This window comes from Paraburkholderia jirisanensis, assembly GCF_054782355.1.
Window position 1 is genome coordinate 214,714 of the sequence record NZ_BAAGSQ010000027.1, and the last position, 23,833, is coordinate 238,546.

21 protein-coding genes and 1 riboswitch are annotated in these 23,833 nt (G+C 65.2%); of the genes, 15 read left to right on the forward strand and 6 right to left on the reverse strand.

The features are described 5' to 3' along the window. Positions 1-184: 184 nt before the first annotated feature. From glpD to ACYVNQ_RS23735, 3 genes are all read left to right on the forward strand, one after another. Entirely contained in the window at positions 185-1,714 is a 1,530-nt protein-coding gene (glpD, locus tag ACYVNQ_RS23725; protein WP_460905166.1) for a glycerol-3-phosphate dehydrogenase, read from the forward strand. Between the two features lie 218 nt (positions 1,715-1,932). After that, positions 1,933-3,435: a glycerol kinase GlpK gene (gene glpK / locus ACYVNQ_RS23730; protein WP_460905167.1), complete on the forward strand. Its 1,503-nt coding sequence runs from the start codon at positions 1,933-1,935 to the stop codon at positions 3,433-3,435. A gap of 86 nt (positions 3,436-3,521) precedes the next feature. Continuing rightward, a complete protein-coding gene (locus ACYVNQ_RS23735; RefSeq protein WP_460905168.1) occupies positions 3,522-4,208 on the forward strand; it encodes an HAD family hydrolase in 687 nt (228 codons plus the stop codon). A gap of 36 nt (positions 4,209-4,244) precedes the next feature. On the opposite strand, the gene ribB is transcribed toward ACYVNQ_RS23735, so the two are convergent. From ribB to ACYVNQ_RS23755, 4 genes are all read right to left on the reverse strand, one after another. Continuing rightward, positions 4,245-5,009 (reverse strand): 3,4-dihydroxy-2-butanone-4-phosphate synthase, encoded by a 765-nt coding sequence (gene ribB, locus ACYVNQ_RS23740; RefSeq protein ID WP_460905169.1) that lies wholly within the window; start codon positions 5,007-5,009, stop codon positions 4,245-4,247. Between the two features lie 171 nt (positions 5,010-5,180). Continuing rightward, positions 5,181-5,364, reverse strand: a riboswitch (FMN riboswitch). A gap of 96 nt (positions 5,365-5,460) precedes the next feature. Next, positions 5,461-6,150: a helix-turn-helix domain-containing protein gene (locus ACYVNQ_RS23745; protein ID WP_460905170.1), complete on the reverse strand. Its 690-nt coding sequence runs from the start codon at positions 6,148-6,150 to the stop codon at positions 5,461-5,463. A gap of 427 nt (positions 6,151-6,577) precedes the next feature. Next, on the reverse strand, positions 6,578-7,750 hold the full coding sequence (locus ACYVNQ_RS23750) for an MFS transporter (RefSeq protein ID WP_460905171.1): 1,173 nt from the start codon (positions 7,748-7,750) through the stop codon (positions 6,578-6,580). A 124-nt stretch (positions 7,751-7,874) separates the two neighbouring features. Further along, the gene (locus ACYVNQ_RS23755; protein ID WP_460905172.1) at positions 7,875-8,258 is read right to left on the reverse strand and encodes a VOC family protein; all 384 of its coding nucleotides are present in this window, start codon (positions 8,256-8,258) and stop codon (positions 7,875-7,877) included. Positions 8,259-8,360: 102 nt separating this feature from the next. Here ACYVNQ_RS23755 and ACYVNQ_RS23760 point away from each other — a divergent pair, with 102 nt between their 5' ends. From ACYVNQ_RS23760 to ACYVNQ_RS23815, 12 genes are all read left to right on the forward strand, one after another. Then, a complete protein-coding gene (locus ACYVNQ_RS23760; RefSeq protein ID WP_460905173.1) occupies positions 8,361-9,365 on the forward strand; it encodes a LysR family transcriptional regulator in 1,005 nt (334 codons plus the stop codon). A 236-nt stretch (positions 9,366-9,601) separates the two neighbouring features. Further along, positions 9,602-10,978, forward strand: coding sequence for a tRNA (N6-isopentenyl adenosine(37)-C2)-methylthiotransferase MiaB (gene miaB, locus ACYVNQ_RS23765; RefSeq protein WP_460905174.1), 1,377 nt, complete (start codon positions 9,602-9,604; stop codon positions 10,976-10,978). 76 nt (positions 10,979-11,054) lie between these two features. Further along, complete coding sequence (locus tag ACYVNQ_RS23770) at positions 11,055-12,116, forward strand: PhoH family protein (RefSeq protein WP_460905175.1); 1,062 nt, start codon at positions 11,055-11,057, stop codon at positions 12,114-12,116. Positions 12,117-12,183: 67 nt separating this feature from the next. After that, positions 12,184-12,648, forward strand: coding sequence for an rRNA maturation RNase YbeY (gene ybeY / locus ACYVNQ_RS23775; protein ID WP_460905176.1), 465 nt, complete (start codon positions 12,184-12,186; stop codon positions 12,646-12,648). 51 nt (positions 12,649-12,699) lie between these two features. Beyond that, a complete protein-coding gene (locus ACYVNQ_RS23780) occupies positions 12,700-13,455 on the forward strand; it encodes a gamma-glutamylcyclotransferase (RefSeq protein ID WP_460905177.1) in 756 nt (251 codons plus the stop codon). Between the two features lie 288 nt (positions 13,456-13,743). Next, complete coding sequence (locus ACYVNQ_RS23785) at positions 13,744-14,640, forward strand: HlyC/CorC family transporter (protein WP_460905178.1); 897 nt, start codon at positions 13,744-13,746, stop codon at positions 14,638-14,640. A gap of 65 nt (positions 14,641-14,705) precedes the next feature. Beyond that, positions 14,706-16,442 carry an apolipoprotein N-acyltransferase gene (lnt, locus tag ACYVNQ_RS23790; RefSeq protein WP_460905179.1) on the forward strand — a complete coding sequence of 579 codons (1,737 nt, stop codon included), beginning with the start codon at positions 14,706-14,708 and terminating at the stop codon, positions 16,440-16,442. A gap of 200 nt (positions 16,443-16,642) precedes the next feature. Then, positions 16,643-17,650, forward strand: coding sequence for a glycine--tRNA ligase subunit alpha (gene glyQ / locus ACYVNQ_RS23795; RefSeq protein WP_460905180.1), 1,008 nt, complete (start codon positions 16,643-16,645; stop codon positions 17,648-17,650). A 15-nt stretch (positions 17,651-17,665) separates the two neighbouring features. Next, the gene (glyS, locus tag ACYVNQ_RS23800) at positions 17,666-19,765 is read left to right on the forward strand and encodes a glycine--tRNA ligase subunit beta (protein ID WP_460905181.1); all 2,100 of its coding nucleotides are present in this window, start codon (positions 17,666-17,668) and stop codon (positions 19,763-19,765) included. Positions 19,766-19,778: 13 nt separating this feature from the next. After that, positions 19,779-20,336 carry a D-glycero-beta-D-manno-heptose 1,7-bisphosphate 7-phosphatase gene (gene gmhB / locus ACYVNQ_RS23805; RefSeq protein ID WP_460905182.1) on the forward strand — a complete coding sequence of 186 codons (558 nt, stop codon included), beginning with the start codon at positions 19,779-19,781 and terminating at the stop codon, positions 20,334-20,336. A gap of 40 nt (positions 20,337-20,376) precedes the next feature. Then, the gene (locus ACYVNQ_RS23810) at positions 20,377-21,135 is read left to right on the forward strand and encodes a lysophospholipid acyltransferase family protein (RefSeq protein ID WP_460905183.1); all 759 of its coding nucleotides are present in this window, start codon (positions 20,377-20,379) and stop codon (positions 21,133-21,135) included. Between the two features lie 68 nt (positions 21,136-21,203). Continuing rightward, positions 21,204-22,061 (forward strand): M48 family metallopeptidase, encoded by an 858-nt coding sequence (locus tag ACYVNQ_RS23815; RefSeq protein WP_460905184.1) that lies wholly within the window; start codon positions 21,204-21,206, stop codon positions 22,059-22,061. A 63-nt stretch (positions 22,062-22,124) separates the two neighbouring features. Here ACYVNQ_RS23815 and gloA read toward each other — a convergent pair whose 3' ends face one another. Continuing rightward, positions 22,125-22,511: a lactoylglutathione lyase gene (gloA, locus tag ACYVNQ_RS23820; protein WP_460905185.1), complete on the reverse strand. Its 387-nt coding sequence runs from the start codon at positions 22,509-22,511 to the stop codon at positions 22,125-22,127. Between the two features lie 74 nt (positions 22,512-22,585). Beyond that, positions 22,586-23,698 (reverse strand): porin, encoded by a 1,113-nt coding sequence (locus tag ACYVNQ_RS23825; RefSeq protein WP_460906069.1) that lies wholly within the window; start codon positions 23,696-23,698, stop codon positions 22,586-22,588. Positions 23,699-23,833 lie beyond the last annotated feature (135 nt).

Consider the following 23,833-nt stretch of genomic DNA (forward strand, 5'->3'; position numbering starts at 1 on the left):
CTGGTGCCAAGAGTATCGTCCGGCGCGGCCCGGCGCGCCACCAGCCCGGCACACGTGATGCCAGGTGAACTTTACTTTTTCGAATGTGTTCGTTAGAGTTCGAAAACGAAAATACAGATTTCGGTCTGCTTTCTGCGGCCGTCGCGACCGTCACATCACTACATCACTCACCGAAGGCACATCCGTGGCGCAAGACTCCCCTTTCGACCTGCTTGTCGTAGGCGGCGGCATCAACGGCGCGGGCATCGCCCGCGACGCGGCCGGCCGCGGGCTCGCGGTGCTGCTGTGCGAACAGGACGACCTCGCCGCGCATACGTCGTCGGCCAGCACCAAGCTGATTCACGGCGGCCTGCGCTACCTCGAATACCGCGAGTTCGGCCTGGTGCGCAAAGCGCTGCAGGAACGCGAAACCTTGCTGCGCGCGGCGCCGCACATCATGTGGCCGTTACGCTTCGTGATGCCGCATATGCCGGACCTGCGGCCCGCGTGGCTGATCCGCGCCGGGCTGTTTCTCTACGACCATCTGGCGCGTCGCGAACTGCTGCCGGGCTCGCGCGGCATCAACCTGCATCGGCATCCGGCCGGTGCGCCGCTCGTCGCATCGATCGAGCGGGGCTTTGTTTATTCGGACGGTTGGGTCGACGATGCGCGGCTCGTCGTGCTGAATGCGCTCGACGCCCGCGAGCGCGGCGCGCAGGTGCAGACGCGCACCAGGCTGGTTAGCGCCGTGCGTGCCAACGGTCTGTGGCACGCACGGCTGCTGCGCGCAGACGGCACCGAGCTGAACGTCACGGCCCGTGCGCTGGCGAATGCCGCCGGCCCGTGGGTCGGCGAGCTGTTGCACGGCGCGCTCGGACACGACGCGAACTACAGCGTGCGGCTCGTCAAGGGCAGTCATATCGTCACGCGGCGGCTGTTCGAGCACGATCACGCGTATATCTTCCAGAACCCCGACAAGCGCATCATCTTCGCGATTCCGTACGAGCACGACTTCACGTTGATCGGCACCACCGACATCGAGTACACCGGCGATCCGTCGCGCGTGGCGATTACCGCGGACGAGATCCAGTACCTGTGCGATTCGATCAACCGCTACTTCAAGAAGCCGATCGCGCCAAGCGATGTCGTCTGGACGTATTCGGGCGTGCGGCCGCTGCTCGAGGACGAGAATGCCGACAACCCGTCCGCGGTCACGCGCGACTATCGGCTCGAACTCGATGCGCCGGCCGGCGAAGCGCCGCTGCTGTCGGTGTTCGGCGGCAAGATCACGACGTTTCGCAAGCTGGCCGAACAGGCCGTCGACGAACTGGTGGGCGCGCTGCACGTTGCGGCGCCGGCATGGACCGCCGGCGCGACGCTGCCCGGCGGCGATATCGCGCGTGCCGATTTCGAAAGCTTCGCCGCGCAGTTTCAGCAGCAGCATGCGTGGCTGCCTGCCGCGCTGGCGCGCCGCTATGCGCGCGCCTACGGCACGCGCGCCGTGCATGTAGCCGGCAACGCCAGCTCGCTTGCGGAGCTTGGCCGCGCGTTCGCGCCCGGCCTGTATGAAGCGGAACTGCGCTATCTGCGCGAAACCGAGTGGGCGCGCAGCGCGCAAGACGTGCTGTGGCGCCGTAGCAAGCTCGGGCTGCATGTGCCGGCCGACACGCTCGAGGCGGTCACACACGATATCGATGCGTGGTTCGCACAGGAGACGTCGGCGCGGCACGTATAACGCCACAAAGAACGCCAACACAAAGCCCTGCGACGCCGCTACAACGCCGCTGCAAACGCACCACAGCGCCACGCCACGCGTGCAACAATTCGCACCAGGGCCATAGACGAACCAAGGCCCATCAAACAGACCGGGGCCCCACACGGCGCCGCCGCACGCGCGCAGCACGGCGCCGCGTGCCGCGCGCCGCAACGGCCACCCGCATGGAGAAGAGACAAATGCCGGATCAATACATCCTCGCGCTCGACCAGGGCACCACCAGCTCCCGCGCCATGCTGTTCGACCGCAACGGCGACGTCGTATCGACCGCGCAGAAGGAATTCGAGCAGATCTATCCGCATCCGGGCTGGGTCGAACACGATCCGCACGAAATCTGGTCGACCCAGGCGGGTGTCGCCGCCGAAGCGGTCACGCGCGCCGGCGTCGGCGGTTCGGCGATCGCCGCGATCGGCATCACGAACCAGCGCGAGACGACCGTCGTATGGGACCGCGACACTGGTCAGCCGGTGTACAACGCGATCGTCTGGCAAGACCGCCGCACCGCCGACTTCTGCGACCAGCTGAAAGCGCAAGGCCTCGAAGCGACCGTGCGCGCGAAAACCGGCCTGCCGATCGATTCGTATTTCTCGGCCACCAAGATCCGCTGGATTCTCGACAACGTCGAAGGCGCACGCGACAAGGCGAAGCAAGGACGGCTCGCGTTCGGCACCGTCGACAGCTGGCTGGTCTGGAACTTCACGAAGCGCAGCCTGCACATCACCGATGTGACCAATGCTTCGCGCACGATGCTGTTCAACATCCACACGCTGCAATGGGACGACGACCTGCTGGCCGCGCTCGATATTCCGCGCAGCATGCTGCCGGAAGTGCGGCCGTCGTCGCAGGTGTACGGGCCCACGCAGAGCACCGTGTTCGCGTCGAACATCCCGCTCGCGGGCATCGCCGGCGACCAGCATGCGGCGCTGTTCGGCCAGTTGTGCACGCAATCGGGGATGGTGAAGAACACCTACGGCACCGGCTGCTTCCTCGTGATGAACACCGGCAGCAAGCCGATCGAGTCGCGCAACAACCTCGTCACGACGATCGCCTGGCAGATCGGCGAACGCGTCGACTATGCGCTCGAGGGCAGCATCTTCATTGCCGGCGCGGTCGTGCAGTGGCTGCGCGACGGCCTCGGCCTGATCCGCAGCGCCGCCGAGACCGAGACGCTCGCGCGCAGCGTGCCGCATAGCGACGGCGTCTATCTGGTGCCCGCCTTCGCCGGGCTCGGCGCGCCGCACTGGAACGCCCGCGCACGCGGCACGCTGTTCGGCGTCACGCGCGGCACCAGCGCCGCGCATATCGCGCGGGCCGCGCTCGATTCGATCGCGTATCAATCGCTCGATGTGCTGAAGGCGATGGAAGCCGATTCGGGCATCCGCATCGGCGAATTACGTGTGGACGGCGGCGCCGCGTCGAACAATCTGCTGATGCAGTTTCAGGCCGACCTGCTTGGCGTCGATGTGGTGCGCCCGCGCATCACCGAGACCACCGCGCTCGGCGCCGCGTATCTGGCGGGGCTGGCAGTCGGCTACTGGAAGGATGTCGATGCGCTGCAAAACCAGTGGCAGCTCGAGCAGCGCTTTGCGCCGGCGCTCGCGCAAGCGGACGTCGATGTGTGCCTGGCCGGCTGGGCGCGCGCTGTGCGCGCGGCCAAGGCGTGGGCTGACGACGCGCATTGAGCTGCACCGCGTATCATGTGGCTTTCTGCCGGCTTGCGGCGCGCCGGGCTCACGGGTGAGCGCCGCGTTCAACGTTCTGTCTGGGCATGATCGACCACCTCATCTGTGACTGCGACGGCGTGCTCGTCGACAGTGAAGTCATCGCCGACCGCGTGATGCACGAAACCCTTGTTGCGACGTTTCCCGGCATTGCATTCGATGCGATCGTCAAGACCGCCTTCGGTCAGAAAACCTCGAACTTTCTCGCCCATGTCGAGCAGACGTTCGGCATTACGATGCCGCGCGACTTCGTGGCGACCATCGACCGCAATGTCGAAGCGGCATTTGCGTCGTCGTTGAGCGCGATCAGCGGCGTGCGCGATGCGCTGCAGCGTGTGCCGCTGCCGGCCGCGGTGGTGTCGAACAGCCGGTTCGCACGGGTTACCGCGTCGGTGCAACGTGCGGGGCTGACCGAAATTTTCGGCGAGCGCGTGTTCAGCGCGGAACAGGTCGCGCGGCCCAAACCGTTTCCCGATGTCTATCTGTTCGCCGCTGCGCGTCTGGGTGTGGAGCCGGCGCGCTGCCTCGTCGTCGAGGACAGCGTCGCGGGTTTGAACGCGGCGCGCGCCGCCGGGATGATGACGATCGCGTTTGTCGGCGCGAGCCATATTCCGGATGGGTATGCTGACGTGCTGCGCAATATGGGCATCACGCGGATCATGCAGCATATGGATCAACTGCCGGCGCTGGTAGCGGCCGGCATGCGCGGTGACTTTGGGGATGTGCAGTCGTAGGGTACAGCGCAGCGCGCCTGCGTTACCCCGCCCCGCCTACGCTGTCTCAGCTTCGGCGGCCAACTCCCGCGCCGCCGCCAGCGCAACGCGAAACTCCACCAGCTCCGCGATCGTCAACAGCGGCATGTCATGCTGCGCCGCAAAGCGTTCGACGTCCGCGCCGCGCATCATCGTGCCATCCGGGTTCATCAGTTCGCACAGCACGCCAGCCGGCTTCAAGCCTGCCAGCGTCACCAGATCGACCGTGCCTTCGGTATGGCCGCGCCGCGTCAGCACGCCGCCCGGCATCGCGCGCAATGGGAACACGTGACCGGGGCGCACGATATCGGCGGGCTTCGCCTGCGCGGCGATCGCCGCGCGAATCGTGGTCAGGCGATCGGCCGCCGACACTCCGGTCGACACGCCGTCGCGCGCCTCGATCGACACCGTGAACGCGGTGCCGTTGCGGCTTTCGTTATGACCGACCATCGGCGGCAACTCGAGTGCGCGGATCTTCTCGTCGGGCAGACACAAACACACGATGCCGCTGCATTCGCGGATGAACAGCGCCATCATCGCGACGCTCATATTCTCGGCGCCGATGATCAGGTCCGCTTCGTTTTCGCGATCGTGATCGTCCTGCAGCACGACTGCGCGGCCTTCGCGCAATGCCGTCAACGCGGCGGCAATGCGCGAAGGCACCTCGTGCACATCGAGCAACGGGAGGTCGTCGCGCGCATCGGCAGCTGCTGCTGCTGCTGCAACTGAAGGGAAAGTAGCTACGGCCGCGGCGGTAGCAGAAGACTGGGAAAACTGGGACATGTGAAACGCTCTCGCAAAGGTTTAGGCGAAAAACGTTTCAGGGCATTGCAAACAGACACGCGCGCCCAGCCTGCGCCGGCATACCCGCCTGAGACGGGAACGCCCATGCATCCGCTGGTTGCAACACTTCTCGCAACCCGCAGCACGGCTGGGACAAACCGATGACTATCTGCACATCTTCTTCCATCCGGACTATCACCGTCGGCTCTGGCATCGCACCAGATCTGCTGACCCCGCGCCGCCTTCGAACCACCTTGAAGGCAAACAGCTGCGCGGGCGCTCGCGGGCTCGCAGGTGCGCATCGCGCTGCCTGCATACCGCCGGTGGGGAATTGCACCCCGCCCTGAAGACGTACTGACTGCCGGAAGTTTTCCGGCGGGCCAAGCATACAACAACCGCTATTCTCTTGCAGACCGAACCATGCGCTGGTCGCGTCAGTCGGTCAGTCCGTTTAGTCCGGCCGCTGTGCCGCATCGTGCGGCGCGCTGACCGCGACCTGCCAGCGCGGCGGCGCCTCCGGGTTCAACGTGACGCGAAACGCGCGCGCCTCAGTATCGCCCGGGTTGCGCAGGCTGTACGGCTGGTCGGCATCGAAGACGATCGCGTCGCCGGTGGCGAGCAACTGGCGACGCTCATGCACGCTGACTTCGAGCGTGCCGTCGCTGACCACCAGGTTGACCGTTGTGCCCGGCGCGCGCAGCGTGCCCGCTTCGGTATGCAGCGGCGCGATGCGCAATTCGTGAAACTCGGCGCCGGCCGGCTCCGCGTCGGGGTAAAGCGCTCGCGTCGCATAGCGTCCATTCGACGTGACGAGCCGCGCGGCACGTTCCGCGGGCAAGTGCTCGAAGCCGATCACCGCATGACGCCGCAAGAACGCGGACACCGACACTTTCAGGGCCGCGGCGATCTTGCTCAGCACCTTGATCGACGGCACGCTGCGCGCCGATTCGATCTGCGCGAGCATCGCCCGCGACACGCCCGACAGGCGCGCCAGCGCATCGAGCGATAACTGCCGTTCGGCACGCAGACGCGCGAGATTCACGCCGACCAGTTGCTCGAGAACATCGAGCGCGTCAGCCGTGTGCTCGTGGAAATCGCCGGCGCCGCCGTGGGCGCGCACCAGTGCGAGCGGGGAATGCATGATTGCCTCCTGAGGCGCCGCTGCCATAGCTGCGCAAAACATAGTGGAGGCAAGATAGCATCGGCTTCACCGGTGCCCAACCAAGTTATCGTCACACCGTTATCACGGGCGGGAAGCGCTTGATCTGCGGAAACCTTTGGCGAAAGGCGCGGCGTCGATGCCACGGCGCACCCCGCTGCCCGGCCACTGCTCTGGCTTGCCGGCTTGTCCTGCCGCCTTGTCCTGCCGCTCTGTCCTGCCGCTCTGTCCTGCCGCTCCGTCCTGCCGCTCCGTCCTGCCGCTCTGTCCTGCCGCTCTGTCCTGCCGCTCTGTCCTGCCGCTCTGTCCTGCCGCTCTGTCCTGCCGCTCTGTCCTGCACCTATGTTTGGCACCGCTGCCCTTCGCTTTGCAGTTCGACTCTGCCGCCGGCTGCGGTGCCGTTGCGCGTTCAGCAGGCGTGCTCGCGCTGCTCGACCGTTGCGGGCGCATCCATCCGCGCCGCGAACCACGTCAGCACCAATGCCGCGACGGTCACCGCGGCCGCCACCCAGGGCAGCACATCGAGCCCATAACCCTGTCCGATCGCGAGGCCGCCGAGCCACGCGCCGCCCGCGTTGCCGACGTTGAACGCACCGATATTCAGCGTCGACGCCAGGTTCGGCGCCGCGCTTGCCTTCTCGACCACGCGCATCTGCAGCGGCGGCACCGTCGCGAACGCCGCGATACCCCACACGAACACGGTGACGGCCGCTGCGACCTGCGAATGGCTGGTGCGCGCGAACACCGCCATCACCATCGCGAGCGCCACCAGAATACCCATCAGCGACGGCATCAGCGCGCGGTCCGCGAGCTTGCCGCCGATCGCATTGCCAACCGTCAGCCCGATACCGAACAGCACGAGGATCAGCGTGACGCCGCGGGGCGAAAACCCGCTGACCTGTTCGAGAATCGGCGCGATATAGGTGAACACAACGAACACGCCACCGAAGCCGAGCACCGTCATGCCAAGCGCGAGCCACACTTGCGGCTCCTTCAGCACACGCACTTCGCGGCCGAGGCCGGCCGGTGCGGCATCGTGATGATTCGGCACCAGCGCCGCAACGCCCGCAAGCGACAGCACGCCGAGGCCCGCCACGATCCAGAACGCAACACGCCAGCCGAACAACTGACCCACAAACGTGCCGAACGGCACGCCAAGCACATTGGCGAGCGTGAGGCCGGTGAACATCAGCGCAATCGCGCTGGCGCGCTTTTCCTGCGGCACCAGCGAAGCCGCCACCACCGCGCCGATCCCGAAGAACGAGCCATGCGCAAACGACGTGACGACGCGCGCCACCATCAGCACCGAGTAGCTCGGCGCAATCGCACACAGCACATTGCCGACGATGAACACCGCCATCAGCAATTGCAACGCGAGCTTGCGCGGCATGCGGGCGGTGACGATCGCGAGCAACGGCGCGCCGACCGCGACGCCGAGCGCATAGCCGCTCACCAGCAAGCCGGCGGACGGCAGCGATACCGCGAGATCGCGCGCCACTTCGGGCAACAGGCCCATGATCACGAACTCGGTGGTACCGATCGCAAAAGCGCTGATCGCCAGCGCCAACAACGGAATAGGCATTTCAAATGCTCCAGGTTTCTATCGGTATCGGGCCACGTCACGAGCCGTGACGCTCAAGGCCGCGCGCGTGACAGATGCACCGTCATGTCTTGTTGAATCCGATGGCTATGCCAGCCAGGCCGCATCAGCTCGCAGCAAGCGCGGCCGTGACGAACTCGATGACGACGCCGCCGTCCAGCGCGACGAATAACTGCACTTCACCGGTCAGCGGCACTTCGGCGGGTTGATAACCGACGCCCGCCGCGTCCATCCGCTGCAGCAGCGCGTGCCACGCGTCGCGGCTATCGATGCGAAACGCGATGTGGTCGATGCGCGGCACCGGCCGCCCTGCCGTGCCCGGCACCGTCGCCTCGACCAGGTGAATCACCGGCCGCCCGTCGGCGTACAGCCACGCGCCGCCGATGCGAAACGGCGGACGCGGACCGTCGGCCAGACCGGCGACTTCGACGAAAAAACGGCGCACGCCCTCTACATCGGGCGTAACGATCGTGGCGTGGTCGAGATGCATGGCGACGTCTCCGGGTTTTTACTGATGCGGCATTGTCGCCGCAAAGCCTTAAATTGATAATTACGCTGCTTATTGAATGATTTTCAAATATGGCTTGAGAATATGACCGACAACCTCGGCGACATCCGCCTGTTCGTCGAAGCGGCGCAGCTCGGCAGCCTGTCGGCCGCCGGCCGCAAGCTCGGCCTCACGCCGGCGGCGGCCAGTGCGCGCCTCGCGAAGCTCGAGAGCGGCCTGAAAGTGCGCCTGTTCGAGCGCACCACGCGGCAGCTGCGCCTCACCGAAGAGGGCCGGCTGTACCTGCAAGGCTGCCGCCAGGCGCTCGCCGCGCTCGACGACGCGCAGACCGCGCTGCAGGCGGGCCAGAACGTGGTGCGCGGCAAGGTGCGCATTTCGGCCACCTCCGACTTCGGCCGCAACCTGCTGATGCACTGGCTCGACGAATTCAATGCGCTATACCCGGACGTGAGCTTCGGGCTGTCGCTGTCCGATTCGCTGTCGAATCTGGTGCAGGAAGACATCGACCTCGCGATCCGCTTCGGCGTGCCGCCGGACAGCTCGCTGGTGGCGCGGCGTCTGGCGCCGAACCCACGCGTAGTGTGCGCGTCGCCGGAATATGTCGCGCGTCACGGCATGCCCGAACATCCGCAGGACCTCGCGCGGTTTCACTGCATCGTGCTGGTCACCGCGTCGGGGCCGGTCAACGAATGGCGCTTCACGCGCGGCGACCAGACCGAGATCTACACCGTGCCGCTCGACACCGCGCGCGAAACCAACGACGGCGCCGTGGCCCGCGAATGGGCGCTGCGCGGCTACGGAATCGTCGTCAAATCGATGTGGGACGTAGAGGCGGACCTGCGCGGCGACGGCCTGCGCGTGCTGCTGCCGGACTGGCGCTATCCGGATGCGCCATTGCATGCGCTGTACCATCGCAACCGCTTTATGGCGCCGCGCGTGCGCGTGTTGCTGGATTTTCTGGTCGAGCGCTTCGCGCGCGTGACAGCCGAACTGGAGGCGCGCTGCGAATTCGCGCCGGCGGGACTGGGCCCGGCAGCGCCGCCGCCCGGCTCTGGCGGGGCGAGAGGCGCGCGCGTCGAACGGCTATAATGGCGGTCTACACTGCAAACGCATCCCGCCGTACCGTACTGCGCCGCTGTGCGCCCCACGCCGCAGCCTCTGCGGACCTCTCCCGCGCGCTTCCAGCACGGCCCGGCGACGTCGGTGCGACGCTGTGTCGGCAAGCGTCCGCAGCTGGCGTTTGTCCCGCGGCGTTTGCGTTAACTTGCGCCCCACATTCACCTTTAAACACGCCCCCAGGTCAACCACTGCGACGGCGAAACCCGATGACCAAGAAAGTTTATGTAAAGACCTTTGGCTGCCAGATGAACGAGTACGACTCCGACAAGATGGTCGACGTACTCGGCGCCGCTGAAGGCCTCGTCAAGACCGACTCCCCGGAAGACGCGGACGTCATTCTGTTCAACACCTGCTCGGTCCGCGAAAAAGCGCAGGAGAAGGTGTTCTCCGATCTCGGCCGCGTGCGCGAGCTGAAAGAAGCGAACCCGAATCTGCTGATCGGCGTCGGCGGCTGCGTCGCGAGCCAGGAAGGTGCGTCGATCGTCGCGCGCGCGCCGTACGTCGACCTCGTGTTCGGCCCGCAGACATTGCACCGCCTGCCGCAGATGATCGACGCGCGCCGCGCGAGCGGCCGCGCGCAAGTCGATATCTCGTTCCCCGAAATCGAAAAGTTCGACCACCTGCCGCCGGCGCGCGTGGACGGCCCGAGCGCGTTCGTGTCGATCATGGAAGGCTGCAGCAAGTATTGCAGCTACTGTGTGGTGCCTTATACGCGCGGCGAAGAAGTATCGCGCCCGCTCGACGACGTGCTGACCGAAATCGCCGGCCTCGCCGATCAGGGCGTGCGCGAAGTGACGCTGCTCGGCCAGAACGTGAACGCCTACCGTGGCGCGCTGACCATCGGCTCTACTGACATCGCCGATTTCGCGACGCTGGTCGAATACGTCGCCGAGATCCCCGGCATCGAGCGGATCCGCTATACGACGTCGCATCCGAAGGAATTCACGCAGCGTCTGATCGACACGTATGCGAAGGTGCCCAAGCTGGTGAACCACCTGCATCTGCCGGTGCAGCACGGCTCCGACCGCATCCTGATGGCGATGAAGCGCGGCTACACGGTGCTCGAATACAAATCGGTGATCCGCAAGCTGCGCGCGATCCGGCCGGACCTGTCGCTGTCCACCGACATCATCATCGGCTTTCCGGGCGAAACCGAAGACGATTTCAACAAGACGATGGCGCTGGTGCACGACATGAGCTACGACACCAGCTTTTCGTTCATCTACAGTCCACGCCCCGGCACGCCGGCCGCGAATCTGCACGACGACACGCCGCGCGAACTGAAGCTGAAGCGCCTGCAACTGCTGCAGGCGACCATCGAGGAAAACGTCGCGCGCATCAGCCACGCGATGGTCGGCAAGGTCGAACGCATTCTGGTCGAACGGCCGGCGCGCAAAGACCCGACCACCGAGCTCGCGGGCCGCACCGAGAACAACCGGGTGGTGAATTTCCCGGCGCCGCTCGCGTCGCATGCGCGGCTGATCGGGCAGATGGTCGACGTGAAGATCGTCCATGCGTATCCGCATTCGCTGCGCGGCGAGCTGGTGCTCGCGCACGACGAAACGCCCATGAGTACCCACTGAGCACACACCGAGCACGCACAGCGCGACCGATCGCTCACCCCGATCGCCACGGCACCGACAGGATCGAACCTTCGAATTGAAGACCACTCAGCAACATCTGGAATTCACCGCACCGCACGACGACAACGCGCGGCTCGCCAACCTCTGCGGCCCGCTCGACGAAAACCTGCGGCAGATCGAACAGGCACTCGACGTCACGCTGCAACGCCGCGGCCACCGCATCAGCATCCGCGGCCGCGGTGCGAAGATCGCGCTGGCCGCGCTCGAAAACTTCTACAACAACGCGCGCGATCCGCTGTCGGTCGACGACATCCAGCTTGCGCTGGTCGAATCGCGGCATCGCGGCGAGCGCCGCTCGAACGGTAGCGAGTCGCCGGACGTGCGATTCCCCGTCGACCCGGATCATCCGTTCGACGAGCCCGCGCACGAAGGCGTCGAGGACGCCGAAGAGCTCGGGCCGAAGCTGTACACGCGCCGCGCCGATCTGCGCGGCCGCACGCCCGCGCAGCGCGACTATCTGAAGCAGATCATCTCGCACGACGTGACCTTCGGCGTCGGGCCGGCGGGTACCGGCAAGACGTATCTGGCGGTGGCGTGTGCGGTCGATGCGCTCGAGCGCGATCAGGTGAAGCGCATCGTGCTGACGCGCCCCGCAGTCGAAGCCGGCGAGCGGCTCGGCTTTCTGCCGGGCGATCTCGCGCAAAAGGTCGACCCGTATCTGCGCCCGCTGTACGACGCGCTGTACGACCTGCTCGGATTCGACAAGACCGCGAAGATGTTCGAGCGGCAGATGATCGAAATCGCGCCGCTCGCGTACATGCGCGGCCGCACGCTGAATCATGCGTTCATCATCCTCGACGAAGCGCAGAACACCACACCTGAGCAGATGAAGATGTTTCTGACGCGTATCGGCTTCGGCTCGAAGGCGGTCGTAACCGGCGATACGACTCAGGTCGACTTGCCGCGCGGCCAGAAGAGCGGGCTGATCGAAGCGCAACAGGTGCTGACGGACGTACGCGGCATCGCGCTCACGCGCTTTACCAGCGCGGACGTGGTGCGGCATCCGCTGGTGGCGCGCATCGTCGAGGCGTACGACGCGCATTCGAAGCTAAACGAGCACGCCGCGCCATCGAGATAGTTCAACCAGGCGCCGCCCTTGCAGGCCTCTTTAGCAATGGGCGGCGCGGACCACCACACCGCGAAGCATGAGCAGCCGTCCGCCGAAACTTTCATTGAGCCTGCAGTTTCCCGCGTCGAAAGCGTGGCCGGAACACAAGGCGTTGTTGCCGCGCGCGTCGGTCGCGCAGTGGATCAAGGCGGCGCTGTTCGCCGATGCGGAACTGACGGTGCGCTTCGTCGACGCGGAAGAAGGCCGCACGCTGAATCGCACGTATCGCGGCAAGGACTACGCGACCAACGTGCTGACTTTTGCGTACGCCGAATCGGCCGACGACCCGGTCAGCGGCGACCTGATCCTGTGCTGCCCGGTAGTCGAAAAGGAAGCGGCCGATCAGCATAAACCGCTGCTTGCGCACTATGCGCATCTGCTGGTTCACGGTACGCTGCACGCTCAGGGCTACGATCACGAAGACGAAGAGGAAGCGCAGGAAATGGAAGGCATCGAACGCGATGTGCTGGCCGGCCTGGGGTTCCCGGATCCGTACCGTTAAGAGCCACTGTCCGTACCGTCCGCACTGTCCGTCCGAACTCACCCACTCACCGTGACCGCCCGCGACCCCGACTCCGCACCGCCCGACCTGCCGCCAGGCCCCGGCTACCCGCCGACGCTCGGCGCGTCGCGGCTGCTGACCGAGGACGAACTGCGCGCGTCGCTCGCCGCCACGCTCGCGAACTGGGACGGCGCGTCCGACCTGTGGCTATTCGGCTATGGCTCGCTGATCTGGAATCCCGGGCTGCCCACCGTCGAAGCGATGCGCTCGCGGGTGCATGGCTATCACCGTGGGCTCTACCTGTGGTCGCGCGTCAATCGCGGCACGCCGGAGCAGCCGGGCCTCGTGCTCGCGCTCGATCGCGGCGGCTCGTGCAGCGGCATCGCGTACCGGCTGGCCGCCGCAGGCGCGATGCCGCACCTGGAAGCGCTGTGGCGCCGCGAAATGCCGATGGGCTCGTACCGGCCCGCGTGGCTGCCGTGCACGCTGGCCGACGGCCGGCGCATCGCGGCACTGAGCTTTGTGATGCGCCGCGATGTGCCGTCGTACACGGGCAAGCTGTCCGATCAGACGGTCAGCGCCGTGCTCGGCTGCGCGACCGGCCGCTACGGCACGACGCTCGACTACGTGAACCGCACCGTCGAAGCGCTGCGCGCGAGCGGCATGCCGGACCGTGCGCTCGAGTCGCTGCTCAGGCGCTGCGAAGGTCAGCGCGACGCGCAGCAAGCCGCCGCGCAACCCGACGCGGCGCCGTTCACTGCAGGTTCCGGCGCCGCCCGCCGCAACACCGGCCCGCAGCGCCGCTGATGGCCGCCGATGCCACCCATAGCGCCGCCGATGACCGCCAACGTCCCGTACTTTTTTCCGCGTGCTTTTTTGTTAACCCATCACACCGCGCGTATTCCGTTAGGATGAAAGCCACGGCGCTCCCGGAAAATCCGCAGCATCCGCGTGCAAACCGGCCCGAACGCACGTGCAAAAGCGGGAAAACCGCCGTGCGCACGCAGCTTGCGCGCCGGGACACGGGCCTGCCATGCGCGTGGTGTATCCTAATCACTCTGTAACAGCGCGCCGGGCAACGCCAGGCGCACCACCATGAACGACACGTATCCCAGTCGACGATCTACCAGCGACAAACCCGCCGAAAAACGCTCGCTGCTCGAGCGTCTGACCGACTTCATCTCGCCCGAGCCCGACTCGCGTGGCGAACTCCTCGAAATCCTGCAGGACGCGCACGAACGCAACCTGATCGACGCCGATTCGTTGTCGATGATCGAAGGGGTGTTCCAGGTTTCCGAACTCTCCGCGCGCGACATCATGGTGCCCCGTGCCCAGATGGACGCGATCAACATAGCGGATACGCCGGCCGATTTCATCCCGTTCATGCTCGACAAGGCGCACTCGCGCTACCCGGTCTACGAAGGCAATCGCGACAACGTGATCGGCGTGCTGCTCGCCAAAGACCTGCTGCGCTACTACGCGGAAGAAGAATTCGACGTGCGCGGCATGCTGCGCCCCGCGGTGTTCATCCCCGAGTCGAAGCGCCTGAATGTGCTGCTGCATGACTTCCGCGTGAACCGCAATCACATCGCGATCGTCGTCGACGAATACGGCGGCGTGGCCGGGCTGATCACGATCGAAGACGTGCTCGAGCAGATCGTCGGCGATATCGAGGACGAATACGACTTCGACGAGGAAAGCGGCAATATCATCGCGTCGCCGGACGGCCGTTACCGGGTGCGCGCGCTGACCGAGATCGGCCAGTTCAACGAAGAGTTCGGCACGCACTTCCCGGACGACGAAGTCGATACGATCGGCGGGCTCGTCACGCATGATTTCGGACGCGTGCCGCATCGCGGCGAGAAAGTGCGTCTGGACGACCTGATTTTCGAAGTGCTGCGCGCCGATGCGCGGCAGATTCACATGCTGCTGGTGCGCAAGGATCCGCTTGCCGGCCAGCGCGAGCGCGACGCGCAGCACGTGCAAACCTGATTTTCTGACTTCTTCACCCCCAAGTTCTGCGCGCGTTTGCGCGCTTTTAGCTTCTAACGCCGACGATGGCCGACCCGATCCCAACCCGTCTGCGCCGCGGCGTGACGTCCTCTGCCGCCGCCACGGGCGGCCGCACGCTGCCGCGCTGGCACTACCTCGCGGCGCTCGTCACCGGCGCCGCCAATACGCTTTCGTTCGCGCCGACGCCGCATGGCGGCTGGCTCGAACTGGCGCTGTTCGTGTTCTTCTACGCATGGCTCACGCGCGCGACCAGCTGGAAGAGCGCGGCGCTGACCGGCTTCGCGTTCGGCTTCGGCAATTACGTGACCGGTGTCTGGTGGCTGTACGTCAGCATGCACGACTACGGCGGCATGCCCGCGCCGCTTGCCGGCGCCGCGCTGGTGCTGTTCTCGATGTATCTGGCCGTGTATCCGGCACTTGCCGCCGGCGTCTGGTCGTTCTGCGCCGGACACGCGCGCAACGGCAAACTCGACGACACGCCGTTCTCGCCGACGTGGCATGGCGCGTTTGCGTTTGCCAGCGCGTGGGCGATCTGCGAATGGCTGCGCGGCACGATATTCACCGGCTTCCCGTGGCTGGCCAGCGGCTATCCGCAGGTGGACGGGCCATTCGCGGGCTTCGCGCCGATTGCCGGCGTGTATGGCGTCGGCTGGGTGCTGGCGCTCGCCGCGGCGTTGCTGGCGCAGGCGCTGTTGCGCGCGCTCGGCGCGGGTCGCAAGGATCGTCGTGCGGACAGCCAGGATAGCGCCGCCAGCGCTGAAAGCAATGGCAGCAGCGCATCTACCCATGGCCGCGCGACGCGCATCGCCGTGCCGGCTCTGATGGCACTTGCGCTAGCCGCCGCCGGCCTGCTGCTGCCGCTGGTGTCATGGACCCAGCCCGCCGGCGCCCCACTCACCGTGCGCCTGCTGCAGGGCAACGTGAAGCAGGAAATGAAGTTCGATCCGCAAGGCATCGTAGACGCGATCGATGAGTTCCAGCAGATGATCGTCGCGAAACCCGCCGATCTGGTCGTCACCCCCGAAACCGCGGTGCCGGTGCTGGTGCAGCAGATGCCGAACGCGTTCGCAGTCGCGGTGCGGCATTTCGCCGATTCGACCGGCACGTCGATCATTTTCGGCGCGCTCGGCGGCAGGATCACGCCGGACGGCGACATCGTCGACTATACGAACAGCCTGTTCGGTATCACACCGAACTCGCAGATCATCTACCGCTACGACAAGCATCACCTGGTGCCGTTCGGCGAGTTCGTGCCGTGGGGCTTCCACTGGTTCGTCAATCTGATGCGCATCCCGCTCGGCGATTTCGCGCGCGGCGCACCGGTGCAGAAGCCGTTTATGGTCCATAACCAGGCGGTGTCGGTCGACATCTGCTATGAGGACATCTTCGGCGAAGAGATTGCGAGCACCGTGCGCGAGAATTCGCCGTCGCCGAGTGTGCTGATCAACTCGACCAATCTCGCGTGGTTCGGCAATACGATCGCGCTCGACCAGCATCTGCAGATCGCGCGCATGCGTGCGCTCGAAACCGGCCGGCCGATGCTGCGCGCCACCAATACCGGCGCGACCGCTGCGATCGATGCGCATGGCAAGGTGCTCGGCCAGTTGCCGACCTTCACGGTCGGCACGCTCGATACGACGGTGCAAGGCATGGCCGGCAATACGCCTTATGTGACGAGCGGCAACAATACGGTGCTGGCGGTTTCGCTGGTCCTGCTCGCGCTTGGCTTTGCGTTTGGGCCGTCGCGCGCCGATCGTAGAAATCGGACAGAAGTCCAATAAACCGCGGCGGCCTTCGGGCGCGCCGGCTGCCCTGCTCAACGAAAGCCGCATCGCAACAGCAATCCGGTAAAATTGCAGGTTTTAGCACTGGGCCGCGCAATGGCCCGCTGTCGAACACCGCGGGCGCAGTCGCCCAGTCGCACGTCGGGTTCGGTCAGCGGTTCACTCGTGCGCCGCACTTCCCGCCGGAAAGGCACTTCATGCTCACGTTTCAGCAAATCATCCTGACGCTGCAGTCCTACTGGGACAAGCAGGGTTGCGCGTTGCTCCAGCCGATCGACATGGAAGTCGGCGCCGGTACGTCGCACGTCCATACGTTCCTGCGCGCGATCGGCCCCGAGCCATGGCGCGCCGCCTATGTACAGCCGTCGCGCCGCCCGAAAGACGGCCGCTATGGCAACAACCCGAACCGCCTGCAGCATTACTACCAGTACCAGGTGGTGCTGAAGCCGGCGCCCGAAAACATCCTCGACCTGTACCTCGGCTCGCTCGCAGCGCTCGGCTTCGACCTGCAGCAAAACGACGTGCGCTTCGTCGAGGACGACTGGGAAAACCCAACGCTCGGCGCGTGGGGCCTCGGCTGGGAAGTCTGGCTGAACGGCATGGAAGTCACGCAGTTCACGTACTTCCAGCAGGTCGGCGGCCTCGACTGCAAGCCGGTGCTCGGCGAGATCACCTACGGGCTCGAACGTCTGGCGATGTATCTGCAGAAGGTCGAGAACGTCTACGACCTGATCTGGACCGAGTGGGAAGAACAAGGTCCGAACGGCCCCGAAACGCGTCGCCTCACGTATGGCGACGTGTATCACCAGAACGAAGTCGAGCAGTCCACCTACAACTTCGAACACGCAAACGTCGATCTGCTGTTCACGTTCTTCAACAGTTACGAAGGCGAAGCGAAGCGGATGATGGAAGCGCAGCTGGCGCTGCCCGCGTACGAACTCGTGCTGAAGGCCGCGCACACCTTCAACCTGCTCGATGCGCGCGGCGCGATCTCGGTCACCGAGCGCGCGGCGTATATCGGCCGCATCCGCAATCTGTCGCGCCTCGTCGCGCAGGCTTATTACGAGTCGCGCGAGAAGCTCGGTTTCCCGATGCTCGGCAACCCGGTGCACGCGGTGCCCGGCCTCACCACCGACGAACAGGACGCAGCCATGCCCGCCTGGGCGCCGCCGCTCAAGGTCGAACGGAAAATCGACAACGACTGACGAGATCAAGCACACATGACGCACCCCCATCACGCCACCCTGCTCGTCGAACTGCTGACCGAGGAATTGCCGCCCAAAGCCCTCGCGCGCCTCGGCGATGCGTTCGCTGAAGGCATCGCGCAGCGCCTCGCGGCGCGCGATCTGATCGAAGGCCAGTTGTCGTTCGAACGCTATGCAACGCCGCGGCGCCTTGCCGTGACCATCAACCACGTGCGCACCGTCGCGCCGGAAAAGCAGGTGCGCGAAAAAGTGCTGCCGGTGTCGGTCGCGCTCGATGCGAACGGCCAGCCCACCGCGCCGCTCGCGAAAAAACTGGCCGCGCTCGGCTTCCCCGATTTTTCGGTGAACGACCTCGAGCGCGCGTCGGACGGTAAAGCCGAAGCGTTCTTCCTGCGCTATGCGGCGCCGGGCGTAACACTCGCCGAAGGACTGCAGACCGCAATCGATGAAACGCTCGCGAAGCTGCCGATTCCGAAGACCATGACTTACCAGCGTCCGGACGGCACCAACGTGCAATTCGTGCGCCCCGTGCATCGGCTGACGGTGTTGCACGACCACCAGATCGTGCCGGTCAGCGCATTCGGTATCGACGCGGACGACACCACGCGCGGCCACCGTTTTCTGTCCGAAGGCTTCGTGCAGATCCAGCATGCCGGCGCGTATGCCGAGACGCTACGTCACAAGGGCCACGTGGTCGCGAATCTCGCCGATCGCAAGGCGATGATCCGCACGCAGCTTGAAGCGCAGGCGAACGGCGACAAGGTCGTGATGCCCGAAGCGCTGCTCGACGAAGTGACTTCGCTGGTCGAATGGCCGGTGGTCTATTCGTGCCGCTTCGAGGACGAGTTCCTGCAGGTGCCGCAGGAATGCCTGATCCTGACGATGCAGACCAACCAGAAGTATTTCGCACTCACCGATGCGCACGGCAAGCTGCGCTCGCGCTTTCTGATCGTGTCGAACATCGCGACCGAAACGCCCGGCGACATCATCGAAGGCAACGAGCGCGTGGTGCGCCCGCGTCTGGCCGATGCGAAATTCTTTTTCGAGCAGGACAAGAAGAAGCCGCTCGCCGACCGTGTGCCGCTGCTCGCGAATGTCGTGTATCACAACAAGCTCGGCTCGACGCTGCAGCGCGTCGAGCGCGTCGAAGCGCTGGCCGGCGAGATCGCCGCGCTAAGCGGCACCGACGTGGCGCTGGCCAAACGTGCCGCGCGTCTGGCGAAGGCCGACCTGCTGACCGACATGGTCGGCGAGTTCCCCGAACTGCAGGGCACGATGGGCACGTACTACGCGCGCCACGACGGCGAGCCCGAAGAAGTCGCGCTCGCGTGCACCGAACACTACCAGCCGCGCTTCTCCGGCGATACGCTGCCCACCACCGCAACCGGCACCGCAGTCGCGCTGGCCGACAAGCTCGAGACGCTGGTCGGCATCTGGGGCATCGGCCTGCAGCCGACCGGCGAGAAAGATCCGTTTGCGTTGCGCCGTCATGCGCTCGGCGTGCTGCGCATCCTGGTCGAGAAGCAGTTGCCGCTCGATCTGCTCGAACTGCTGCGCGCCGCGCATCGGCAATTCGCCGCACTGCCGAACGTCGCCGATGCCACACCCGCGCTGATCGAATTCTTTATGGATCGCCTGCGCGGTCTGTTGCGCGAACGCGGTTACGCGGCCGGCGAAATCGATGCGGTGCTCGCACTGAACCCGACCCGCCTCGACGACGTCATCGCGCGTCTCGATGCGGTGCGCGAATTCGCGCTGCTCGCCGAAGCCGCGTCGCTCGCCGCGGCGAACAAGCGGATCTCGAACATCCTGAAGAAGTCCGACGCCACCTCGTCGGACGGCGTGCAAGCCGCACTGCTGGTCGAGCCCGCGGAACAGGCACTGCATGCGCAACTCGAACAGGTCGCGCCGCGCGTGCAGTCGCAGCTTGCGCAACGCGACTACACCGGCGCGCTGTCGGCGCTGGCCGCGCTGCGCGAACCGGTCGACACATTCTTCAACGACGTGATGGTCAACGCAGAAGACCCGGCCTTGCGTGCGAACCGCCTCGCCCTGCTGCGTGCGTTGCATCAACAGATGAACTGCGTGGCCGACATTTCGCGGCTAGCCGCCTGAGCGACGACCCACCATGGCGACACATAAGAAACTGGTCATCCTCGATCGCGACGGCGTGATCAACGTCGATTCCGACGCGTTCACCAAGTCTCCCGACGAGTGGGTCGCGTTGCCGGGCAGCCTCGAGGCGATTGCGCGGCTGAATCAGGCGGGCTACCGGATCGCGATCGCGACCAACCAGTCGGGTATCGGCCGCGGCCTGTTCGACATGGCCGCGCTCAACGCGATGCACGAGAAGATGCACCGGATGGCGGCCACTGCCGGCGCGCGCGTCGATGCGATTTTCTTCTGCCCGCATACCGCCGAAGACCAGTGCGAATGCCGCAAGCCGCGACCCGGCATGCTCAAGCAGATCAGGGAACGCTTCGACATCGATCCGAAGAGCACGCCCGTGGTCGGCGATTCGTTGCGCGACCTGCAAGCTGGCGATGCACTCGGCTTCGTGCCGCATCTGGTCCTGACCGGCAAGGGGCGCAAGACGCTCGCCGCCGGTGGCCTGCCGCAAGGCACCCGCGTGCATGACGACCTGCGCGCGTTCGCCCTCGACTTCCTCGCCGAAGAACAGGATTGACGCGCGCCGCGCACCACGCTCACCTCTGCCGATCTCACCGATGCGCTTTCTTCGCTCCCTGCTGCTGTTGCTCTTCTTCATCGTCTGGACGGTGCCGTACGCGACCGCCTGCTTTATCGCGTTTCCGTTCATGCACGCCGACCGGCGCTACTGGATGGCAGCCGGCTGGTGCCGCACGGTGATCATCGTGGCGCGCTTTCTCACCGGCATCCGCTATCAGGTGATCGGCCGCGAGAATCTGCCGGACGGCCCCGCTGTGTTGCTGTCGAAGCATCAGTCGGCGTGGGAAACCGTGGCGTTGCCCGCGTTGATGCCGCGTCCGCTGTGCTATGTGTTCAAGCGCGAACTGCTGTACGTGCCGTTTTTCGGCTGGGCGCTCGGCATGCTGAAGATGGTCCACATCGATCGCAAGGAAGGCAAGAACGCGTTCGTTTCGGTCACGCGGCAAGGCAAGTTGCGCATGGCCGAAGGCGCGTGGGTGATCATGTTTCCGGAAGGCACGCGCACGCCCACCGGCAAGCAAGGCAAGTACAAGACCGGCGGCGCGCGCTTTGCGGTCGCTACCGGTGCACCCGTGGTGCCGATCGCGCATAACGCAGGCCGAGTGTGGCCGCGCAACTCGTTTATCAAATATCCGGGTATAGTCACGGTGTCGATCGGCACGCCGATCGATACTAGCGGGCTCTCGCCCGACGAAGTGAACACGCGCGTCGAAACGTGGATCGAAGCCGAGATGCGCCGCATCGATCCTGCTGCCTATGGCGCCGGACAGAATTCGGCCACCGCCGCGCAAATCTGACGCGTGTACGCTGCCTCTTCATCAGCCACACGGTCGAGGATGGCGTTCAAAGACGCGAAGTGAGTCCGATGCAGAAGTCTTCTACGCCGCAGCCCGCTGCGGCGCTCGATAGCCGGCAACTCGATCTGCCGCTCTTCGAAGAGCCCGGCATATCGCCGCCGGCAACGCCGCAAAAGCCGGCGCCCCAAGTTGCGCCCGACGGCTCGAAGCTGCGGCACATCACGCTTGGTGCGCGTTCGCTTTACTACCAGCTAAAACGCTCGTCACGCCGCTCGATCGGTTTTGCGATCGACAGCAATGGCCTCGCGATTACTGCGCCGCGCTGGGTCACGCTCGCCGATATCGAAACCGCCATCACCGAAAAGCAGCGCTGGATCTTTGCCAAGCTGATCGAATGGCAGACCCGCACCGAGCAGCGCGCGCTGCCGCGCGTCGACTGGAAAGACGGCGCGCAGCTCCCTTATCTGGGGCAGACGATCAGCGTGACGCTCGGTGCGCCGCATGGTTTGCTGGCGTTCGATGCGCAGCACGCGTCGCTCGCGGTGCCGCTGCCGCCGCAGGCCGACCCGCAGCAGATCAGAGACCGCGTGCAAGGCTGGCTGCAAAGCGAAGCGAAGCGCGTGTTCGGCGAGCGCCTCGCGGTGTATGCGGAAAAGCTCGGCGCGAGCTATCGCGCGTATGCGCTGACTTCAGCCGCCACGCGCTGGGGCAGCTGTTCGAGCGACGGCAAGATTCGCCTGAACTGGCGGCTGATTCACTTCCCGCTGTCGATCATCGATTACGTCGTTGCGCATGAACTCGCACACCTGCGCGAGATGAATCACAGCCCGCGCTTCTGGGAAACCGTCGAATCGATCTTCCCGGAGTTTCGCGAAGCGCGGCAGACCCTCAAGCATCATCCGCCCGAGTTGCTGCCGGCGCTGTAAGGTCGCTATAAAGTCGTTGCGAGTCGTGCGCGTGAGCAGTGCACGCGCATGCACACGCGTGCGTTACGACTTCTTCTGGATGAATTCGATCTTGTAGCCGTCCGGATCGGTGACGAACGCGATCACCGTCGTGCCGTGCTTCATCGGGCCCGCCTCGCGCACCACGGTGCCGCCTTGCGCCTTGATCTTTTCGCACGCGGCGTACGCATCGTCGACTTCAACCGCGAGATGGCCGAACGCGGTGCCGAGCTCGTACGATTCGGTGTCCCAGTTGTGCGTCAGTTCGATGACGGTGCCTTCGCGCTCGTCGGTGTAACCGACGAAAGCCAGCGTAAACTTGCCGTCCGGATAATCCTGGCGGCGCAGCACTTTCATGCCGAGCAGTTCGGTGTAGAACGCGATCGAGCGGTCCAGATTGCCGACGCGGAGCATCGTGTGGAGAAGGCGCATGGTGGGTTCCTTTTATTGCCTGGGGACAAGCACATAAATGTACCGAAAAAGCGCCGTGCCCGCTGCCGCGCGCACTAGAACAAGTGACGCAACCCTGCCATCAGGCCAACCTGCGTGCTCTTCTGCGCGAGGCCCAGGCCGTTCACACCCTGCAGCTGCGCGCCGATCAGATCGCCGCGATATAGCGAATAATCGGCTTCCACATAGACATCGGTACGCCTGGACAGGTTGTAGTCGGCGACGAACTCGAATTGCCAGGCACTGCCGTCTTGCGCCGCGGTCTTGCCGTCCTGCAGCGTGCGCCACACGTTGAGCGCGAGATGCCACGCATTGCCGAAGGTTTGCGTAATGCCGCCCATTATCATCCGGCGCGCCGAGAAATCGGTGTACTTCAATGCATTGAGCAACGGTGCAGTGAACGGTCCGTTGGCGAAGTTCGAAAAGCCCGGATCGTTACGGTTCACGATATAACCGACTGCGAAGCGCGTGCCATCCCAGATATACGCGCCGCCAAAAGTCCACGCCTTGGCCGTACTGCCGTTGACCGAATCGCGCGACTCTTCATAGGCGCCGCCGATGTTCAGCGGCCCCTCTTTCGGCGAGTACGCGGCCGCCACGCCGATTTGCGAACCGTTCGCCGTGTGTCCGGCCACGCCGCCGAATGCATACGCCGCCGCGACGGTCAGCCCGTCATAGCGCGCCTGATACTGCACCTGATTGCTGGTCCAGATGCCGCCGGACATCGTCACTTCCGGCTGGAAGCTGAAGTTGTACGGGATCCATGGATTGCTGCCGTAGCCGCCGATCGTGATGCCTTCGATCAACACGTTCGGCTGCCGGCCGAAGATGAGCCGACCGTAGGTGGTCGACTGCACGCCGACTTGCGCTTCGTTGAAGAACGGCAGCGTCGGATCGCTCTGGCCGGAGTTGATGTAGAAGCGGTTCTCGAGCCGGAAGAAGGTAGACCAGCCGGCGCCCAGGTCTTCGACGCCGCGCAAGCCCCAGCGGCTTTCGCTCAACCCGGCGTTGCCGAGGCCGACCTTCGAAGCGCCGGCTGCGTTGGTGTGCGTCATGTAGCGCACGCTTTCGTCGACGACTCCGTATAGCGTCACGCTCGATTGTGCGTGCGCCACCGAGCAGGCCAGTGCGGCCGGCAAAATTGGATAGGTCCACCTGCTGAGCTTTATCACGCCGTCTCCTTGTCATGTGGGACGTGCTATCGCGGCCTGAACCGGGGCGAGATTGGTCCATATCTCGAAAAGGCCGGTCGGCAGAATGATGCCCTACGGAAGACGCCGTGTGTGCGAAAAAGAAAAAGTAGC

What these genes read in the sequence shown, in the direction of transcription:
- ribB (WP_460905169.1), bottom strand. Translation starts at nt 5,009, where the DNA reads ATGTCCCAGTTTTCCCAGTCTTCTGCTACCGCCGCGGCCGTAGCTACT.
- ACYVNQ_RS23785 (WP_460905178.1), top strand. Translation starts at nt 13,744, where the DNA reads ATGAACGACACGTATCCCAGTCGACGATCTACCAGCGACAAACCCGCC.
- miaB (WP_460905174.1), top strand. Translation starts at nt 9,602, where the DNA reads ATGACCAAGAAAGTTTATGTAAAGACCTTTGGCTGCCAGATGAACGAG.
- ACYVNQ_RS23735 (WP_460905168.1), top strand. Translation starts at nt 3,522, where the DNA reads ATGATCGACCACCTCATCTGTGACTGCGACGGCGTGCTCGTCGACAGT.
- ybeY (WP_460905176.1), top strand. Translation starts at nt 12,184, where the DNA reads ATGAGCAGCCGTCCGCCGAAACTTTCATTGAGCCTGCAGTTTCCCGCG.
- ACYVNQ_RS23810 (WP_460905183.1), top strand. Translation starts at nt 20,377, where the DNA reads ATGCGCTTTCTTCGCTCCCTGCTGCTGTTGCTCTTCTTCATCGTCTGG.
- glyS (WP_460905181.1), top strand. Translation starts at nt 17,666, where the DNA reads ATGACGCACCCCCATCACGCCACCCTGCTCGTCGAACTGCTGACCGAG.
- ACYVNQ_RS23815 (WP_460905184.1), top strand. Translation starts at nt 21,204, where the DNA reads ATGCAGAAGTCTTCTACGCCGCAGCCCGCTGCGGCGCTCGATAGCCGG.
- ACYVNQ_RS23755 (WP_460905172.1), bottom strand. Translation starts at nt 8,258, where the DNA reads ATGCATCTCGACCACGCCACGATCGTTACGCCCGATGTAGAGGGCGTG.
- gloA (WP_460905185.1), bottom strand. Translation starts at nt 22,511, where the DNA reads ATGCGCCTTCTCCACACGATGCTCCGCGTCGGCAATCTGGACCGCTCG.
- glyQ (WP_460905180.1), top strand. Translation starts at nt 16,643, where the DNA reads ATGCTCACGTTTCAGCAAATCATCCTGACGCTGCAGTCCTACTGGGAC.
- gmhB (WP_460905182.1), top strand. Translation starts at nt 19,779, where the DNA reads ATGGCGACACATAAGAAACTGGTCATCCTCGATCGCGACGGCGTGATC.
- ACYVNQ_RS23745 (WP_460905170.1), bottom strand. Translation starts at nt 6,150, where the DNA reads ATGCATTCCCCGCTCGCACTGGTGCGCGCCCACGGCGGCGCCGGCGAT.
- ACYVNQ_RS23760 (WP_460905173.1), top strand. Translation starts at nt 8,361, where the DNA reads ATGACCGACAACCTCGGCGACATCCGCCTGTTCGTCGAAGCGGCGCAG.
- ACYVNQ_RS23750 (WP_460905171.1), bottom strand. Translation starts at nt 7,750, where the DNA reads ATGCCTATTCCGTTGTTGGCGCTGGCGATCAGCGCTTTTGCGATCGGT.
- glpK (WP_460905167.1), top strand. Translation starts at nt 1,933, where the DNA reads ATGCCGGATCAATACATCCTCGCGCTCGACCAGGGCACCACCAGCTCC.
- lnt (WP_460905179.1), top strand. Translation starts at nt 14,706, where the DNA reads ATGGCCGACCCGATCCCAACCCGTCTGCGCCGCGGCGTGACGTCCTCT.